Genomic DNA, 20,757 nt, shown 5'->3' with positions numbered 1-20,757 from the left:
GGTATATATAAATTTACGAAGATTAGAAGCTCTTCTCGAAGAGCTCGTCGTTTCAGGCGGAGAAAACACATCCCGCAGGACACCTCCACCTACATTGGAAATTCATTCTTTTTTGCAATTCCATAGAAAATGATATAATATAATGATGAAATTTAAGATAATGTGTCTTAGGATAGCTTAATATTATAAAAATTTTAAAAGGAGTAGGTAATAATATGGTTTTTAGTAGTTTAGTATTCTTATTTGTATTTTTCCCTATTATGTTACTTGGGTATTATATTATTAAGGATGAATATAAAAACTACTTTCTGCTTTTAGGTAGCTTATTTTTCTATGCATGGGGGGAGCCTGTGTATATTTTATTAATGCTACTTTCTATTGTGTGTAATTATGCTTTTGCACTTATGGTTACAAATGATAGGGATGATAAAAGTAGAAAGTTATGGCTTACACTGTCTGTGGTATTTAATATAGGACTTCTTGGTGTGTTTAAATATACAGGGTTTTTCCTATCTAATGTAAATCGTGTATTTAATACAGATCTATTTGTTCCATCGATTGCATTGCCACTTGGGATATCATTTTTCACTTTTCAGGCATTAAGTTATGTTGTTGATGTGTATAGAAATGATGCTAAGGTTCAAAGAAATCTATTTGATCTTGCACTATACATAACTTTATTTCCCCAATTAGTTGCGGGACCTATTGTAAGATACCAAACAGTAGCTGATCAGATTGTTAAGAGAGATCATTCAATTGAGAAGTTTGGTGAAGGTGTTAATAGGTTTATGATTGGTATGGGAAAGAAGATTCTTATAGCGAATCCACTTGGTGAAGTTTGTGATGCTATATTTCTTCTGCCTCAAGATGAAGTATCCGTTGTGACTAGCTGGATAGGAATAGCTGCATACACCCTTCAGATATACTTTGATTTTAGTGGATATAGTGATATGGCTATAGGGCTTGGGAAGATGTTTGGTTTTGAGTTCCTTGAGAACTTTAACTATCCATATATAGCTCAAAGCGTTTCTGAGTTCTGGAGAAGGTGGCATATATCACTTAGTACTTGGTTTAAAGAGTATGTATATATTCCGCTAGGCGGTAATAGGGTAGGTAAGATTCGTGTTTACTTTAACATATTTGTTGTGTGGATGTTAACAGGATTCTGGCATGGAGCTAGTTGGAGTTTTATAGCATGGGGATTATACTTCGGTATTCTTATATCTCTAGAGAAGGCCTTTCTTGGAAAGCTTCTATCTAAGGTATATAGACCAATTAGACATATGTATTTGATATTTGCTGTTTCTATAGGATGGGTATTTTTCCGATCAGGTAGTTTTACATATAGTATCAACTACCTAAAGACAATGCTAGGACTTAACGGAGCTGAATTGTTTGATAACTTAAGCTATGTTTATATAAGTGATTATGGGTTCACTATTATACTTGGTGCTATATTCGCTGTTCCTGTTGTTAAGTGGATGAAGGAAAGAATAGCTAAGAAGATGCCGAATGTCTTTGAGAATAGCATTGCATATTTTACTCAAACTGCACTTTATTCTGTGCTTTTTATGGTGATTATAATAAAGCTTGTTAATTCTACTTATAATCCATTTTTATATTTTAGGTTTTAAGGAGGGAAGGATATGAATAGAAAAAAATCAATATGGATGACAATTCCCTTTTTAGCTATTGTTTTTAGCTTCTCAGCTTTTAACTTCATAAGTGCTGACAAATCTGAAAGTAAGGCGGAAAATAGAGCACTTGCTCAAAAGCCTATATATGGAAAGGTAGGGATTAAAGCTTATACAGGAGATTATGAAAAGTACTATACTGATCAGTTCGCCCTTCGTGATGAATTTCTTAAACTTCATATGAAAGGTGAAATTCTTCTAGGAAAGACAAATATAAAGGGATACTACTTAGTTGATGATGGCTGGATATTCCAAGGGAATAGCTTAAATCTTACTGAAAGTAAGGCTAAGGAGTATTCAGATACAATAAATGATTATGGAAAGCTCCTAAGAGATAATGGGAAGGAAGTGTACTATGTAGCTACCCCTCAAAAGGAGAATATATTAATTTCCTTATTACCAAAGTTTAATAACAGTAAGACACTGCTTAGAAATAGTTCAAGGTTCATGTCTGGACTTAATAGGGATGATATAAATGTTATAAATCTTCATGATAGCTTTAATGAAAGGTTTACTCAGGACAAGCTAAAGGACTTTTATTTCAAAACAGATAACCATTGGAATAGTAAAGGTGCCTTTGAGGGATTTAAGATTATAATGGATGCTATGTCTAAGTCTTCAAAGCTTAAGGTACACATAAAGGATGAATCCTATAAAACCGAGACTCTTAAGAAAAAGGAATTTCTAGGTGTATATAATAGAAATCTATATGAGGTGTATCCACTTAATGAATCTGTTCCATATGTATATAGTAAGGCAAAAAAGCCTCATAAATACTATCTTCATAATGGAGAGAAGTTCCAGGAGGTAGATTCATCTAAGATAATTGCAACTGGAGTTAAGGATGATGTAATATCATATCCTACAGCATACACATCATCAAGTGTACATTACAAGGTAGTTAATGAAGCGGCTCCTGTAGATAAGAAGCTTCTTATCTACAGGGATTCATATCATTCTGCAATGAGCTGGATGTTTGAGGATATATTCCGTGAGGTTGAGGTTGTAGACCCTAGATATATAGATTCATCTGGTACAAGCAATAGGAAAGTAGCAGAATCGACAGATGCTGATATTGTACTATTTATGTTTAATGATTTAGGTTTTGTTAATATGATAGATGAACTTAAAAATTAAAAAAGTGAACCCCCCTTTGTAACATTACCTAGGGGGGTTCATATATTATATATATAGAATTTCTTTATAGATTATATTGTGGGGGGAGGGTTTAATGAAGCTTCCCTAATGTACATAGCATAACTATCCACAAATATGGTTTTCTTCATTAATTCTTCACCTAGGAGGGAAACACCCTTACTACCTTTCATAGTTTTAAGGAACTTGAAGGAATCTTTTTCAAAACAAACATCTCTAGGTAAAGTGAATTTTATCATTAAATAACCTCCTAATTATTATAAATCTATCTAGTATCAATATATGCAGGGTAGGTTATATAGAGTGTTATGTATAGGTTAAAATATTATATGAAAAGTAGGCTCGTAAAAAAGTTAACCCCATTAGGTTATTACCTAACGGGGTTATGTTATGAGGTATGGTTAAATTTAGGTATGATAGATAGTACTTTTGCTTCGAATTCTTCCAGAGTCATAGGTTTTCCAAATAGATACCCTTGTACCATATCACATCCTATGCTTTTTAGGAATTCAGACTGGGACTTAGTTTCAACACCCTCTGAGAGTACCTTGATATCAAGTGATTTTGCCATTGAAACTATACTTGATATTACAGTTTTTCCTCTTTTCGTATCTGCAGTTTCGTTGAAAAACTCTCTATCAAGCTTTAGAACGTCTACTGGAATATCTTTAAGTAGGTTAAGTGAGGAGTAACCGGAACCGAAGTCATCCATAGATAAAATGAAACCAATTTCCTTAAGTTTTATCATAATATCAATTAATTGGTTTACATTATCGAAGACAGCACTTTCTGTGATTTCGATTTCTATAAGCTTTGGTGGAACATTGTATTTGTTTATGAATCCTTTAAGGATTTCTATAGAACAAGGATTATATAGACTTGCTCTAGATTGGTTTACTGATATGGGAATAGGGGTTATTCCGTTATCCATCCAGTATCGTATTATCCTACAAACCTCTTCAAAAACATACATATCAATGTTAGCTATGAATCCATTTCTTTCGAATATAGGGATAAATATACCCGGTGAAAGTAATCCCTTGCTAGGGTGAGTCCAACGAATCAGTGCCTCAGCACCAGCTGCTTTAACAGGATTTAGATTATACTTAGGCTGAAGATATACCTTAAACTCTTTCTTTTCAAGGGCGGAGTACATGTAAGTTTCTATCTCGCATTCCTCTAGGATTTTGCTCTTAAGTTCATCATTATAGAATGCAATTGAACTTTGATGTCTTCCCTTAACTGTTTCAAGTGCGATTTCCGCCATGTCACTTATAGTATTAAGTGAGGTATCCTCATTGGTTATTTTATATATACCATAGTTTATTACTAGATTATATTTAGAAGCATTGAAGTTATTAATTTCAGAGAATTTTTCATTTAATCCCTTTAGTCTAGTAACAATCTCTTCATCATCTTTATACTTCATAAGAACTGAGTAATGGTCACATCGAACCCTTGAGAAAACTTCTTCTCTATTAATATTTTCCTCAAGTATAGAGGAGATATTCTTTAGGATTCTATTGCCTTCATTAAAACCAAAGACATCATTAATATACTTGAACTTGTCTATATCAAATATAACAAAAACGTATTTGTTTTTAGTGTTCTTAAGCAAATTCTTCACATCTAAGCTGAACTTTGTATAGTTGCTTGCTCCTGTTAAATCATCTATATAGGCAAGATTACTTAGAGCCTTCTTGCTTTTGTATTGACTATATAAAAGACATAGCATAAGAGAAGAAAATAAAAACACAATAAAAATAGATGTATGAAATGTTATTTTTGTTAGGTAACTAGATTTTTCTGTGATTATTTCCTTTGGTACACAGGACATAAGATACCAGTTATTTATACCTATAGGTGAATAAATCAAGTACATATCTTTTCCTGAATAATTATATTCTATAGTCCCTTTTTTTCCATTTTTCATATTAAGTTTCATAAGATTAAAATCTTTTATATTCTTTGGTGTAGTGTTTATATCTTGGTTAAGTTCTTCGTTAAATAGAGTATGAGTATTTGGGCTATTGGAGTTTATAACCAGTTTACCATCACTTTGTGATATATAGGATATTCCATTGTTATTAAATGATGATACAGAAATGATATCCTTGTAGACATCTATGTTATGGGTACCGAAAAGTACTCCTATAACATCTCCAGATTTATATATTGGTACGCTATATACTAGTATTTTATCTCCACTTATCTTATCTATAATAACCTTAGAAACACTAGAAGATCCTCTAAGTGAATTTTTTAAGGAGTCATTATCGGAAAAGTCTTCGATATATCCATCACTTGTATAGGACCTACCATTAGGAAGCATTATACCCATTCTCTTATAATTGTTATGTTTGCTTTCTTTAATAAGTGTAAGTGCAGCATTTTCTAAGTTATTACCATTTTCTTCACTTATAGAGGATGCAATTGCACTAAGTAATTCTAATTCATAGTTAACTTGTTTTTTAACCGAGGATACTCCTTGGGAGTTAACCTCTGATAAGTAGGAATTTGTCTCTTCCGTAAGAATTAATCTAAGTTTATACATATATATTGCAGAAAGCACAATCATTATAAATACTGTAAATATTACTGCAATTACAGATAATATAATAGGTATGTTTTTATCCTTATTTAAACCTAGGGAGGAGCTTAGTATTTTATTTTTCTTATTTAAGTTTCTTAGCATAATATACACCTCCTTAATTCAATGGCTTATTAAAGTATATTATGACATATTAGGTTTATTATAGAATAAAAAGTAAAAATGTTCTAGTAATTAAAAAATTTTATCCTATAGTAAGCCTCTGGATAAGGACTTCTAAAAATCAGAGGAAGTTAAAACTCCCTCTAATTTAAGAATTTTGTTTATACTTAAAGTTAATCTTGTAGCAAGGCTTATTACTTTCCTAGGCTCATGTATTAAATAGCAATATAAGGTATGGATAATTAGGAATAAAATCTACTCATATTGAAAATTATAATAACAAGTGAAGATATTATTATGGTTTTTCTTCATGATAAAGGATAAATATTAAGTATATATTAAGGTTTCGTTTTTGCTTAATTAAAGTTACTTAATGTACTAAGGAGGGCGAATTTCATGAGAGTAATAAGGGTAATAGACATGCTAAAGTCTTTATGTCCAGATAATAAAAGAAATAAAGAAGAAATAAAGACTGCACTGGCTTCCTATGAGGAGTTATCAGCTGAAGAGAAGAATGAGGTTATGAACAATACATACTTAGCGTACAAGTACTGGGATTCCTTAGAAGTAATGAAGAAGGTTAAGGCTGAAGAGGATGCAAAGGTCTTTATAGACTTACTTATGAAACTAGATTTATTAGATAAGAACTACTACGAAAAAGCTAGGGAGGTTCTTGATATATATAAGAAGCTTTCTCCGATGGCTACATCATTAGTGCTTAGAAGTGAAGCTGCTTATAAGCTATATGAGGCTAAGGCAGAGCCAGTTATAAGGGATTTAAGAGCAATATACTCTCTAAAGGATTCAGGATGCTTAATGAAGGAGAAGGTAATAAATTCATATAATAGGCTACCTGAAGGTTCAAAGGAAGTAATAAATAGGGATGAACCAGCTAAGAGAATACTTAGCGAACTAAAGGTTCAAGTAGTAACTCTTAAATTATTATCATATGATCCTAATGATAAAGATAGAAGAGACAGATATGAAGATGATTCAGAATTTGAAAATTATGAGCCATATGAAAGAGAACCTAGAGAAACAGTTAATATGTATGAGGAGCTTTCAGAGTATGAAAAGCTTCAAGTTAGGGCTAATAGTTATGCTAAGGAAAAGATAGACTGCATTTATAGAATATTTAACGAGTCTTTGGCGAAGAAGGTAATTACATCACTAAAAAATCTATATGATATGTCTCAGTTTGAGGAGTTAAATGTAGACTACTTTACAAATGCACTAGTAGCAATGTCTGAATTCGAAGAGTTATCATATCAAGTTCAGGAAATGGTTATTATAGAAGCAGCTAGGGAGCTTGAAGCTTTAAAAGCATGTGCAGCGGCACATCCTATAGCTGTACTACTAGAAAGTAGACTTTCTGAGGACAAAGAACACAAGGATTACTTCGAGATAGCTGATATTCTAGTTTCTGCATATGATAATGCGTTAACAGATGAACAAAGAGAATTACTTAATAAGAATAGAATAGCTATGGACCTACTAGAGGAAGCGAGAGAAGCACTTCAAGAAAGAGAAGCGGCGAATACAATTATAGCTTAGTTTAAATTAATATAGGGACTGCTTGCAAACACAGATTGTAAGCAGTCTTTTTATGTAGGTTAGTGCTCTGCAAGGGGTGTCCTCATCATTTTAACCAAAGATAATATATCCCACAGTACGCCTAACTTATATCAAAAGATTACCCCTTTATACATTTAATGTTTATACTTTTTAACACTTTAGGCATAAAATGTACTATAATAATATGGAGGGATTAACATTAAATGTAAGGTTTTTGGGGGAGATATGAAGTCTATGTTAAAAGATTATAAGTATCAAGTAATTACTACATTAGCTATTTCCTTTATGGTTATTTTAATTTCTATAGCTTTTTTTACTAATTACATTGTAAATATTTCAAGGATATTGAAAGAAGAAACTAATACCTATCTTTCAGAAATATCTAATCAAAGTGTGATAACACTTCAAAAACAAATAAAAGGGGATATTAAAGCACTTGAGAATATTTCACAGCTTATAGGGGCGGAGGATAAGCTTGATGTAAAGGGTGAGTTGAAGAAATTAAAGGGGAGTAGAATTGAAGATAAGTTTATAAGAATGGGAATTATACTTCCAAATGGTGAAGCTTGTACTACTGATGAACATCATGTTAATTTAAGTGATAGAGAATATTTTAAAAAGGCTATGAAGGGAGAAGCGAACTTATCTGAGCCACTAATTGGAAGAGTTAATGGTAAAAAGGTAAGCGTGTATGCAGCTCCTATTTACAAGAATGAAAGTATAATAGGTGTTATCTATGCAGAACATGAGGTAGAGATATATAACAAGATTTTAGCGGTTTCAACATTTGGTGGAAAAGGATACTCATATGTTGTAAAGAAAACAGGGGAAACGATATTAAGACCTAACCAATATAATAGTTTGAAGGACTTTAATTTAGTTGGTGATTCAGATTATTCAGTTGAATTTATAGGTGAGCACAGTAAAGATGATATGCTAAGTAGAATGGCTAAGGGCAAAAGCGGAAATGTTAATTGTAAAATCAATGGTTTAGAGAAGTACATGAGTTATACTCCTATTGAGATTAATGACTGGTATTTACTGTCTGTTATACCTGAGGGGATTGTTAGTGAAAAAATATCATATATTAAAAGTAGAACTTTAGGTATTTTTGCTGGAATCATTATAGTTTTTAGTTTAATAACCATGTATATTTTATATATGCAAAGGATATCTAGAGATAAGATATATAAGATAGCTTTTATAGATCCTTTAACAGGTGCTAATACATTAAGCAAATTTAAGGTAGATGTAAAGAAAATTATAGAAAGTAATTATCATAGAAAATATGCAATTATTCAATTTGATATAGATAGATTTAAACATATCAACGATAGGTTCGGCTATGAAGAGGGAAATAATACCCTTAGATTTATTTCTGATACACTTAAGAGTAAATTAAAGTCACATGAAACCTTTGCTAGAATAAATGCTGATAAATTTGTTCTTTTACTTTCATATGAAAAAAATGAGGATATTATAAACAAGTTAATAGATATTAATAGTCAAATAAATACCTATAAGTGGAAGAAGGAAGGGAATTATGAGGCTATTATTTCATTTGGAATTTATAAAATAGATAAAGAAATATTAGATGATTCAATTAATATTACAGCTTTAATTGATAAGGCTAGTATTGCTAAAAAAGTAGACAAGGGATATCATAGGACTACTTATACATTTTATAGTGATAGTATATATAATAATATTTTAAAGGAAAAAGAAATAGAAACTTATATGAACTCAGCACTGGAGAATAAAGAGTTTGTTATATATTTTCAGCCAAAGTACAGCTTAAAAGATTTAAGTATTGTAGGTGCTGAGGCACTTGTTAGATGGAATAGTAAGGAAAACGGTATTATATCACCTGGTGAGTTTATACCTCTATTTGAGAAAAATGGATTTATACTTGATTTAGATATGTATGTTTTTGAAGAGGTTTGTAAAACTATTAGAAGCTTTATTGATAGAGGTGTTCCTATTATTCCTATATCAGTTAATGTATCACGTGTTCATCTAAATAATAAGAACTTTATTGAAATGTATAAGGAACTAGCAGATAAATATAATATTAATCCAAGTTTTATAGAAATTGAAATAACGGAAAGCGCTGTATTTGGTAATACTGAAATTTTACTGGATATCATGAATAGTATAAAAAAGGTTGGATTTAGTATATCAATGGATGACTTTGGTGCAGGGTATTCATCTCTTAATTTACTTAAAGATTTACCTGTTGATATATTAAAGCTTGATCGGGAATTCTTTAAGGAAGTAAATGGTACAGGAAGATGGAAACAAGTAGTTTTAGGAATTGTATCATTAGCCAAAAGTATGGGTATTAAGGTTGTATCTGAGGGAGTAGAAACTGAGGAACAATCGGAGTTTCTAGAGGAAATTGGATGTGATATGGCGCAAGGATATCTGTTTTCAAAGCCTGTGCCTATATCAGAATTTAAAGATATGTTAATGACTAATTCTCATAAGGTATTTTAGAATTATAGAATGCCCTCCTAGTTCACTAGGAGGGCATTTTTGTTGTTAGATTTAGAGCGTATATTTATTACGTAGTTTATTTTAATAAATATTAATATTTTTCTTGCAATTCCTCTAATAAATAAAGTATATTTTATCTAATAGAAATGGAGTATTACATAACAAAATATTTAATTAGTGGAAAACTATGCTAATTGGAGGAGTAGTATGATTAATCTAAAGAAGAAATCCCTAGGGATTTTTATGGCAGCGTTGTTGACGTTAAGTGGGACTACTGTAGGGCTTCAATCGCTTAATGAGGTAACTTTTGTACAAGCTATATCAAATACATTAAGTGATGCTAAGGCAAAGACATCTCATCTTATATGGTCACTACATAATAATTATCTAGGACTTAAAAATCAAGCTCAGTGGCAGGCATACATAAAGGAAATTAGAGCACTTATAGCAAAGCTTCCATCAAGTGAAGCAGCGGAGGGAAGTAAACTTACCACTGCTATTAATAAGGCAGAGTCATTAGTCAATGCCCTTGCAAGAATAAATCAAGTAGAAAAGAGTATTGCATCTAATACTCCGAGAATAGGAAATGTTAGACAGTGGAATAATTATTTAACCCTTGGAAGTCAAGATTTAGCAAAGGTTGATAGAACTGAATTTTTAAAAGAAATAAATATCTTAACTGCTAGAATGAATAAATGTACAGCGGTAGTTACGGATATAGAGAATAAGTTTAATGCACAGTTCGATGTAGCAAAAGCTATGCTAGAGGGGGCCCAAACTTCAGGAAATGTAGATGATGCAAAGAAGGCATTTGCAGAAGCTGAAAAACTAGGAACATGTGAAGAAAGCAATATGCTTGAATATGAGGGTAGGCTACTTCTAGCAAGTCTAGGAGATATAGTCTTAACTCAGGATGAAATAGACATTAAAAATGCATATTATAAGCTTCTAGAAGCATTAGAAAATGGGGAATTCGAAGTTGTTAATACAGACTCTAGCTCTATATCAAATGCTATAAATGACAAGATAGGATATGACATTGATGTAACTGCTACTAAGGCATTTAGCAATCCTGATAAGGGGGAAGTACTTTTCGATGTGGTACTATCAAAGGGAACTGCTAAGTTATATCCAATAGGAATATTATTTCAGTAATTTAAGAGAAGAATCAATTTCAAATACATATAAGATATTCCAGGGGAAGGTGATATTATGAGAAAGTTTACTGGAAAATTATTGTCAATGGTAATCGGGGCATTTATTGTTTCTGCATCTTTTAGTGGTGTGGCTTCAGCATCAGCTCCTATGGACAATAAGGAATTTAGCATAACTATTAAGCAGGGGGTTTATAAAGCTACTACTCCAAGCATGCCAACATACAGTGTTAGTAACTACAATGAATTTTATAAAGCCCTTGATTCATCAATAAAAAATGTAGATTCAAGTGTAAAGATGGTTTTCAAAAATAGCTATCTAAAAGGTAATTTACAAGGATTTAGAAGTAACTTTGAAAAGATAATTTCCTTCGTTGGAACAGGGAGTTATGTTGAGAGCTATTCTGCTTATCAATACACAGAAGATGGAAATGAGGTATATGTAATATATTACAACTATCATATGAGTATAGATGAAGTTAAAAGAAAGACAAGTCAAGTCAATAGTCTAGTAGCTTCAATCACATCTAAGATAGTAACATCATCAATGAGTGATTATCAAAAGGAAAAGGCTATACACGATTACATTGTTAACACAGCTAGATACGATGTTGAAAACTTAGATAAAGACACTATACCTATAGATTCACATACACCATATGGAATATTAGTGAATAAAGTTGCTGTGTGTGATGGGTACGCAACAACGATGAAAAAAATGTTAGACGCAGTAGGGGTAGATAGTCAAATAGTTGTAGGTACAGGTGATGGAGTACCTCATGCATGGAACCTAGTAAAAATCAATAGCATTTGGTATCATGTTGATCCAACATGGGACGATCCTATTAGCTATTTAAACGGTCAGTTAAAGCCTATACTATCATATGACTTCTTTAATAAAACAGATAGTTATATGGCAAGAACCCATTACTGGATAAAAGAAAACTATCCTAAGGCTGATTTGTCAAAGTATCAACCTAAAAAAGGCACAAGGTTTATGCCTTCACGTTATATTGTAAAATCTATAAATAAATAGTTTGAATTAAAAGCTACTTACATGTGTAAGTGGCTTTTTTATTTAAAGTTCTAATCTAAAAAACTAAATTACCATTAGTTCATTAAAAATTAACAATTACTATCCATTAATAATGTGAAGTATGTAACACTAGATATATCAATGCTTATAGAAATGGTTTGCTATTTTTACTATTGTTTCTATAGGAATAATCGGCATTTAAAACTTGGCAGAATATAAAGTAATTTGGAAAAACATGCGATACCTCATTAAATGAGTTAAATAGGAGGAAGGATGTATGAAGTTAAAAAGCAAGTTTACAGCTATGTTTATTTTATTTGCACTTATCCCAACTATATTATCTACTTCGATAATTGTGTTTAAAGTAAGAGATTCGAGTATAAGTCAAGCTGAAAGCACGCTAGTAAGTCAACAAAGTATTTCTAAAAAGGCAATTACCGATGTAGTTACCTTTGTACAGAAAATAGCTGTTGATATATCAAAGAGAAATGATATTAGAACTTATTTAGAGGGAGTTAATGCAGGTAAGGAAGATCTTGCTTTAAAGGATAGAATTAAAGCTAGATTTAAAGCTGATGCTGAACGTTATGGAACCTATGATGATATAGGTTTGTTTGACAAAACAGGTTTAGTTAAAATAGATGCACTTGGGGATTTTGAAGGTCAAGATGGATCTACAATAGACTATATTGTTAAGATAAAAGAAACACAGAAGATGCAGGTTACTAAGGTTAAGAAAAGCGTAAGTACAGGTAATGCAATATATTGTATTGCAGTTCCAATATTTGATTTAAAGGGTGCAATGATAGGTACAGTAGTAACTGATGTGTCCTTAACTAGGATTTCTAATGAGTATATAAATAACATGAAAATTGGGGATACAGGGTATTTATTTATAATTCAGGATGATGGTACCACTATAGCTCATCCTAAAAAAGAAGAATTAATGCAAAAGAATTTTATGAAAATAGATATTTCCAGACAAGTATTATCTAATGAAAAAGGAAAAGCACAATACACTTATAATGGAAAAGATAAGATGTTAGCATATGAGAAGGATAGTACACTTGGATGGACATATGTAGCAACAATGTATATGGATGAAATTACTAGTATTAGTGATCAATCTATAAAGATATTGGGTATGATTGTAGTGATCACTGTTATAGTATGTTTAGCCCTTGCTATGATAATTTCAAGAGGTATATCAAATCCTATAGTAAAGGTTTCTAATATGATGAATAGAATGGCTGATGGAGACTTAACAATTAGCGTAGATGTTAGGGGCAGGGATGAAATAGCACATATGGCAGGTAGAGTTAATGATACTCTTGGTAGTTTAAGAGGTGTCATTGGAGAAGTAAAGGATACTGCAAACCAGGTAGAAGATTCTGCAGCTATTCTGAAAACAAATGCTAGCCAAATGTCTGTTTCAGCAAATGAAGTAGCTTCAGCAATTCAAGAAGTAGCAAGAGGAGCAATGAATCAAACCTCTGAACTTGCTGACATTGTAAGTGCACTTGATGATTTTTCAAGAGAACTTCAATGGGTTGAAGAGAATATAAATAACGTTGGAGATAAAACATTTGGAGCACAAAATAGGGCTGAGGAAGGAAAGAGCCAAATTAATATACTAGAAGAGTCGATAGTTCAGATTAAGGAGTCCTTTGGAAGTGTTATGGCTAAGGTTACAGGACTTTCAGATACTGTGTCTAAGATAGGAAACATTACAGATGTTATTAATAGTATCTCAGAGCAAACTAATCTACTTGCTCTTAATGCAGCTATTGAAGCAGCAAGAGCAGGAGAACAAGGGAAAGGATTTGCTGTTGTAGCTCAGGAGGTTAGGAAGCTTGCGGAACAATCAAGGGAGTCCTCAGGAGAGATACTAAACCTTGTAAAAGCTATAGCTGTAGAAACAGATGAAGTTATTAGCACTACTGAAGAGGTTAATGAGCTACTAAATGAACAGGGAGATATAGCATCAGACACTATAAAATCATTTGAAAATATAATAGTTTCAGTTAAGGAAATAGAACCAGTTATGAAGGAAACTAATGTATCACTTAATAAGGTTCGTGATTCAAAGGAATTTGTAGTTAATAAGGTAGAGGGCATATCCGCTGTATCAGAACAGGTTTCAGCTTCAGCACAGCAAATAGCTGCATCTTCAGAGGAGCTTTTAGCTTCTAGTGAGGAAGTTGAGAGCTTTGCAAATGATTTAAATAATGAATCAGAAACTCTTAAGGAAAAGGTAGATGTATTTAAGATATAAATTTACTTGAAAGTTAAGAAGCCACCATATATATGGTGGCTTCTATGGTGATAAAAGAATAGAGGTAGTTAATCGTTTTTAACAGGCTTTCCATACTTAGTAAGTGGAAGATTACTACCAACAATACCTTCCTTATCATACTTTCTCTCTCTATTTGCACCTTTGTTCTTAGGATTATTGCTCATAATTATTACCTCCTAAATAATTTAGTTTATTATTTATAGTACCCTTAAAAATACACAATATACCTAATTATTAATTTTGATTTTGTATAATTATGTTGAAGTGGACAGGAAAATAGAGAAGTAGAGAAGGCTAAAAGGTTTTAATAAATATGTAGGCTATATGTTAAAAATATATAAATTTAGTATTTATTAAGAATATATGTGATTTATGGCTTTTAAAACTCTATAAAAAAGTATATAATAGCGATATATTTTGCAATTACGACTATAAGTTACAAAAAAATACATTTACTATGTGGGCATATGGAGAAAAATGTATATATATGGAGATAAATGGTTGTACTGTTGAGATGTAGATTAAGGGGAGGTGTTAGAAGTGGCTGAGGAAATTAATATTAGTTGGATCAATAGGAAAAAGTTTATGAAGACATTTATACTACTAACTATCCTCTTGGTGTTTTTTTCTACGATTACGTTTTGGTATGTTAATAAAATAAAGGGTGTTTTAAGTTATGAAGAGGAGATGTATCTTAAGGAAGTTTCCCTTCAAAGATCACATGCATTTTCCACTAAAATAAAGTCTAGAGTTGAAGCGCTTAATGATCTATCAGTTGAGTTAATGTATGATGTGAGTTTTGACATTAATAAAAAGGTTGAGTTGTTAAGGGGAAAAAAGGATAAAGATAATTATATAGCACTTGGAATAGCGGATATAAGTGGTAATTATTTAGGTATCGGTGGTCGTAGGCTTAATATTTCTAAGGAAAAAGGTTTTAAGGTAGCTATGTCAGGTAAAGACTATGTATCTGAGCCCTTTTTAGATAAGGGCAGAAGTTTAGAAGTTATGACATACTACTCTCCATTAATAAAGGATGGGAAAGTAGTTGGGGTACTAACTGGGGCGAAGGATGTAGAGTCAATTAGCAAATCCTTGTTTACTTCTTTTTTAAACGGCAACGGACACTCCTTTGTTATTAATAAAAAAGGGGATATTTTATTTGAAGATAGTAAGATATATTCAATACTTGATCTAGATAAGCTAAGGAGTAGTGGAACAATACTTAAGGAACTTGGTATTTCTAGCCTTCAAGGGAAGAGTGTTATAAGTGGTGTAAAGAAAATATCTTTAGAACGTGGTGATGTACATATTGCTTATACTACTATTGAAGGTGTTAATGATTGGATACTTGTTAGTGTAGCACCATCAAGTATTGTTGAGAAGAGAGCTGTTGATATTACTAAATACAATCTGATTATGTATTTTACCATTTGTATTATATTATTCATATTTACTATATATATATTTGTAAGTAAAAAGAGGGCTAATAAGATATACCAAAAACTAGCCTATACAGATTATTTAACAGGAATAAGCAATTATAATGGATTTGTTAGGGATGCTGAGAAAAACATTGCTAAAAAGTCTGGAACATGGGCTATGATATATTTTGATATAGGTAGCTTTAAAGTTATCAATGATATGTTTGGTCATAAATATGGAGATAAGTTATTAAAAGAAATAGCAAAGATATTGAAGGGTATGTTTGGAAATGAGACTATATATGGGAGGTTTTCAAATGACTTCTTTGGGATCTTGTTCAAGGTTCCAGAGGAAGAAGATGAGCCACTAGTAACTGATGATATAAGCATGTATGCTGAGCTTTTAGGACATATAAGAGATGGACAAGTATTCAACCCTTCATACACTAATTTAAAAATAACACATATAGTAAGTGAAATTGAAAAGAAGATAAATTCTATTAAGATAGAGGGCCAGCCTCATATTGATCTTCTTATGGCATATGGGGTATGCACTACTGTAAGTGATAAGGGAATTAGTGACGACATAAAGTCCGTAATTAATATGGCGAATATGGCTAGAATAACTGTTAAGGGTTCATATCAAAGAAGGCTTGCTTTTTTTAATGAGGCTATTAGACAGGATTTAATAGATGAACAAAATATAGAAAAAGAGATAGTAAGGGCCCTTGAGAATAATGAATTTCAAGTATATTATCAACCTAAATATGAGTTAAGTACTGAGGGTATGGTTGGTGCAGAGGCATTAATTAGGTGGATACATCCAGTTAAGGGACTTATAAGACCGGATAAATTTATTCCTATAGCTGAGAGAACAGGATTTATAATACCTATTGGTAGGTTTGTTTTAAGAAGTGTATGTGAAAGCATTAAGGAGTGGGAGCGAAAGAATTATAAGTTAGTGCCTATTTCTGTTAACTTTTCCCGTGCTGAAATGTATCAAAGTGATTTCATAGATAAGGCTATAGAGACTATAACTGAGAATGAAGTTAATCCTGAACTTATAGAGATAGAACTTACAGAAAGTGCAGCATTAAATGATGTTGAATTTGCAACAAATACTATTATGGGATTTAAAAACTTCGGAGTTAAGGTATCTATAGATGACTTTGGTACAGGGTATTCATGTCTTAGTTATTTAAAGTCTATGCCAATTGATATTTTAAAGATAGATAGGTCATTTATTACGGATATTGAAGAAAATGATAAGGGTAAGAATATAGTTGAGGCTATTATAGGACTTGCTAAATCATTAAATCTTTCAGTTGTATCAGAGGGTGTAGAAACTGAATCACAAACAAATTTTCTAAAGAAGGTAGGATGTGATTTGGTACAAGGGTATGCATTTAATAGGCCTATGCCTAAGGATGATTTTGAAGATCTTATGAAATAATTATAGATATAAAATAAGGAAATTAGGATTTAAGTCCTAATTTCCTTATTTTTATGTTATTAAAATTATTACTCTATAACTCTTATCTAGAATTCATAGGAATTGGACGATAAAAAAACCATAGGTTATGATTTTGAATTTTTAAGATTTACGTATATATATTCATAGGTTAAAGGAGGTCGTGTAGATGAAAGAGAAGAAAAAATTAGCTCTTGGTATGGCAGGGATACTTACAATATCTGCTTTAGGAGCTAGTATAGAATCAGTACAAGAAGTAAAAGCAGCTCCTAAGAGCAATTTACAACTAGCTAATGATCATGTTAATTATCTTACTAGTACATTGAGAAAAAATTACTTGGGAATAAAGAACTTAGGGCATTTTAACAATGTTCTTTATAACGCAAAAAATGCAGTTGCAAAAATACCGAATAGCGGGGCTAAAAGAAGCTTAAACGCAAGCATATCAAGATCAGAGGCTGTCATAAGAGCAACTGAACATCTAAGTAAACTTGAAGACAGTATGAGCAAAAATGTAAACAACATAGATAATGTACCTGTTTTTGAAACTTACTTAAATAGAGCAAATACATATATAGGGAAATTAACACATCCAGATGTTCAATATGCAAAAAAAGCACTTTCAGAAAGAAGCTATGGAAAGTTCAATGACATTAGAGATATAAAAGTTAAAGAGACTAAGGAATATAAATATGCTAATCAATTATATCAACAAGGTAGTATGTTCCATGGACTTGCAAAGGAATCTCCAACAACTGCAAGTGTTAGACAAGCAGATGATATGTTAAGTGATGCATTAATGGCAGTTTTCAAAATGCCTACAAGTCGTATAAAGGATATTATTCGAAATAATGTTAAGGTGCTTCTAGTAGCACAGAGCAAGCTTCCAGGAAGTACAGTTACAAGTAGTGGAGGAAATGGTGGAGCGAATAAAAATGATATTCCACTAATACTTCTAGCAGGAAATATATATCAGAATATAGCTGTAAGCGGAAAGTATACTGAGGCAGGATTTGCTGCTATAGATAATGTTGACGGAATAATAACATCTAAGGTTAAAATTACATATATGAACATAGTAACGGGTGAATATGTAACTTCTATAGATACAAGCAAAGCTGGAACATATCAAATAAGATATAACGTTATGGATAGTAATAAAAATGAAGGTAATGCCTATAGATTCATAGCTGTAGGTGATGCCAAGATTCCAGGGGCTCCGGATAGTGGAACAGGTGGAACAGGCGGAACAGGTGGAACAGGTGGAACAGGTGGAACAGGCGGAACAGGCACAACAGATAATACAGCACCTGTTATAACAATTAATGGATATAAAGATGGTGATATGATTTACCTAGATTATAAACAAACTTTTACAAACCCTGTAGCAACAGCTAAGGATAATATTGATGGGAATATTACTCCTACTGTAACTGTTTATAAGGATACAGGTTCAAAGTTGGAGCAGATAGTCAGTGTTAATACAGCAATAGAAGGATTATATTCTATTGTATATACGGCAAAGGACAAGGTAGGAAATCAAGCTAAATTTACTTTAAATGTTAGAGTTAAGGGTGAGAATGCAGAAAGTAATGCAGGTATATCATCTTGGACAATTGATAATGAAGTTGGTATAAAAATTGATCCTAACAAGGCTACGTCATCTAATGTAAATTCAAGTGATGCTTATAAGGTATACTGGTTTGAAGGTAAACCTATAACAGGATTAACTGTATTTGCAAATAGTGACAGGGCGACTATAACTGTTAGAGGAGATAACGAAAAATTAGTAACTTCAGAAACAGGTGGGAGAGCATATTACCCATCTGATATAAGTAAATACAGTAAAATAGAGATAAAGGTAGATTCACCTGATAAATCACAAAGTAAATTCTACTACATATTCCCTCAAAAGGTGACTATGGATACCTTAATTCCATCTGTTCAAAAAGCTAAGAGTTCAGAAGAAATCTATAAGCTTATTAAAGGGGCATATGATCCAATAGTTACAGGACTTGAGATGTGGGGTAAGTCATATACAATAGATGCCGTATCTGATTCCGCGGGTATTGCTCTTAATACTCAAGGTGGAAACAATACATTCTATGGCAAGAGCTTACAACCTATAACTAATCCAACACTTAATGACCTTCAAAATATAATTTATGCAGTAAATCAAAAGCAAATAGATTTAAGAAATAAGAATTCAGAGACTTCATTAGATCAGAAGGCAATAACGGATCAAATAGAAAAGTATATAGACCCTAATGATTCCTCGAAGGCTGGACAGCTTATAGTTTCAAAGGCTAAGTATTCATCATTTAAAATTGCTGAGGCTAACGATACTGGATCAACTACAAATGTATTTAATGAACTAAAAACATTAACAGAAATTAAAGCTAATGGAACTTACTTTACTTTTGGTCAATTAAATGAGAATTTAGAAGAGTTCTATAAAAAGGTAGTAAAGGACACAAAGAGCAGTATAATAACTACTACAAAGGCTGTTAATAATGCTAATACAGGAAAAATATATGATTTCTCTAGCTTGATAGCTGAAGCTGATAAGATAGCTATAATAGAAACTTTAGAGGCAATTTCAAACTTTGATAAGACTAAGGGTCAAAGTGAGTTTAGAAAACTTCTTCAAAATCTACAAAGTTATACAACACATAGAACTGAACCAAAATATAAGTATTCATTTAGCGAAAAAGATGATGTTAATAGTATATCTTTAACTGTAGGTACAGGTGATCTTAATAAAGCTTTTGTAGATGTTAACTATACATACTATGTAGATAAAATGAAAGAAGTATTAGTAGATCAGTCTAAGAAGTTAGAAGCACAAACTGCATATGATGCTATTGAAGCAGGAAATGCAGCGGCTAAGGTTGATGATGATAGTAATATATCTGCATTAATTGTAGCGGGTAATGATGCAGATAAGGTATTAAATATTTTAAATAATCCTAAGGTAATGAATAGACTTATAAATAAAGTAACAACAAACTATAAAACTTACTCAGCTGAAAACAAAAAGGAAATTGCGGAAAGGCTAATAAAGGTTATTGGGAAAACAGGGGCAGATAAAAATAACCTAACTGTTAAGAGAATAATCAAAGAAAATCCAGATCCAAATATATTAAAGAGCAAACTTATTGATATAGTACCAAATGAAGACTATATGTTGCAGTACGCATTGAAGTTCTATAAGGGTCAAATAGATGGATTTAATAGTTTGGCAAGCAGTGTTTTATTAAATTCTACTGAGTATGGATATAAGGAATTTAAACAAGAGGAATCTGTTGAACAGTACTCTGAAACAAGGAATAAGCTGATAGCTGCAATAGAAGGTTATATACCTTTGGTTTCAGATATGGGTGGTAAAGCTGATTGGTGGAGTATTGATGCTGCTGATAAAATTAAAGTAGCACATTATATTATTACGAACAGAGCTACTTTAAATCTTAGCAATAAAAACACGATTAAAGAAATTGATGATGCTATGAATAAAATAGTTGAAGAAGCAAAAAAGCTGACTACTATTCCGGATGGGCCAACAGCACCATAGACGTTAATAATTTCTCCTAGAGATAATTCTTAGGAGAAATTATATCAATATAAAAAGTTATATTTAATGGTAAACATTTAAGCTGGAAAATATATTTGAATTTATATGGATTTTTGTTAATATCATAGTATAGTAGATGTAAAGAAATATATAATTTAAATACAACCCTTGT

At 31.8% G+C, this 20,757-nt stretch carries 11 protein-coding genes; 9 read left to right on the top strand and 2 right to left on the bottom strand.

What is annotated here, in order from left to right; all coding sequences use genetic code 11:
• Positions 1–350: 350 nt before the first annotated feature.
• Together CLCY_RS02750 and CLCY_RS02745 are read left to right on the top strand one after the other, a co-directional pair.
• A complete protein-coding gene (locus CLCY_RS02750; protein WP_341372092.1) occupies positions 351–1,634 on the top strand; it encodes an MBOAT family O-acyltransferase in 1,284 nt (427 codons plus the stop codon).
• A 12-nt stretch (positions 1,635–1,646) separates the two neighbouring features.
• Positions 1,647–2,831: an alginate O-acetyltransferase AlgX-related protein gene (locus tag CLCY_RS02745; RefSeq protein ID WP_048569608.1), complete on the top strand. Its 1,185-nt coding sequence runs from the start codon at positions 1,647–1,649 to the stop codon at positions 2,829–2,831.
• A 71-nt stretch (positions 2,832–2,902) separates the two neighbouring features.
• Here CLCY_RS02745 and CLCY_RS02740 read toward each other — a convergent pair whose 3' ends face one another.
• A complete protein-coding gene (locus CLCY_RS02740; RefSeq protein ID WP_048569607.1) occupies positions 2,903–3,088 on the bottom strand; it encodes a hypothetical protein in 186 nt (61 codons plus the stop codon).
• 149 nt (positions 3,089–3,237) lie between these two features.
• Positions 3,238–5,544: a bifunctional diguanylate cyclase/phosphodiesterase gene (locus CLCY_RS13290; protein ID WP_053083242.1), complete on the bottom strand. Its 2,307-nt coding sequence runs from the start codon at positions 5,542–5,544 to the stop codon at positions 3,238–3,240.
• A gap of 414 nt (positions 5,545–5,958) precedes the next feature.
• On the opposite strand from CLCY_RS13290, the gene CLCY_RS02730 reads away from it, so the two are divergent.
• From CLCY_RS02730 to CLCY_RS13825, 7 genes are all read left to right on the top strand, one after another.
• Positions 5,959–7,116, top strand: a complete 1,158-nt coding sequence (locus CLCY_RS02730; RefSeq protein WP_048569606.1) for a hypothetical protein — start codon at positions 5,959–5,961, stop codon at positions 7,114–7,116.
• Between the two features lie 246 nt (positions 7,117–7,362).
• Complete coding sequence (locus CLCY_RS02725) at positions 7,363–9,633, top strand: bifunctional diguanylate cyclase/phosphodiesterase (RefSeq protein ID WP_048569605.1); 2,271 nt, start codon at positions 7,363–7,365, stop codon at positions 9,631–9,633.
• Positions 9,634–9,840: 207 nt separating this feature from the next.
• Positions 9,841–10,788, top strand: coding sequence for a hypothetical protein (locus CLCY_RS02720; RefSeq protein WP_048569604.1), 948 nt, complete (start codon positions 9,841–9,843; stop codon positions 10,786–10,788).
• 57 nt (positions 10,789–10,845) lie between these two features.
• A complete protein-coding gene (locus CLCY_RS02715) occupies positions 10,846–11,823 on the top strand; it encodes a transglutaminase domain-containing protein (RefSeq protein WP_048569603.1) in 978 nt (325 codons plus the stop codon).
• Positions 11,824–12,100: 277 nt separating this feature from the next.
• Positions 12,101–14,098, top strand: a complete 1,998-nt coding sequence (locus tag CLCY_RS02710; RefSeq protein ID WP_048569602.1) for a methyl-accepting chemotaxis protein — start codon at positions 12,101–12,103, stop codon at positions 14,096–14,098.
• A gap of 561 nt (positions 14,099–14,659) precedes the next feature.
• Positions 14,660–16,996: a bifunctional diguanylate cyclase/phosphodiesterase gene (locus CLCY_RS02705; protein ID WP_048569601.1), complete on the top strand. Its 2,337-nt coding sequence runs from the start codon at positions 14,660–14,662 to the stop codon at positions 16,994–16,996.
• A gap of 187 nt (positions 16,997–17,183) precedes the next feature.
• Complete coding sequence (locus tag CLCY_RS13825; RefSeq protein ID WP_048569600.1) at positions 17,184–20,585, top strand: immunoglobulin-like domain-containing protein; 3,402 nt, start codon at positions 17,184–17,186, stop codon at positions 20,583–20,585.
• Positions 20,586–20,757: the final 172 nt, after the last annotated feature.

This window comes from Clostridium cylindrosporum DSM 605 (assembly GCF_001047375.1).
GTDB classification, from domain to species: Bacteria; Bacillota; Clostridia; order Clostridiales; family Caloramatoraceae; genus Clostridium_AB; species Clostridium_AB cylindrosporum.
This window is presented reverse-complemented; position numbering and strand designations above follow the sequence as displayed.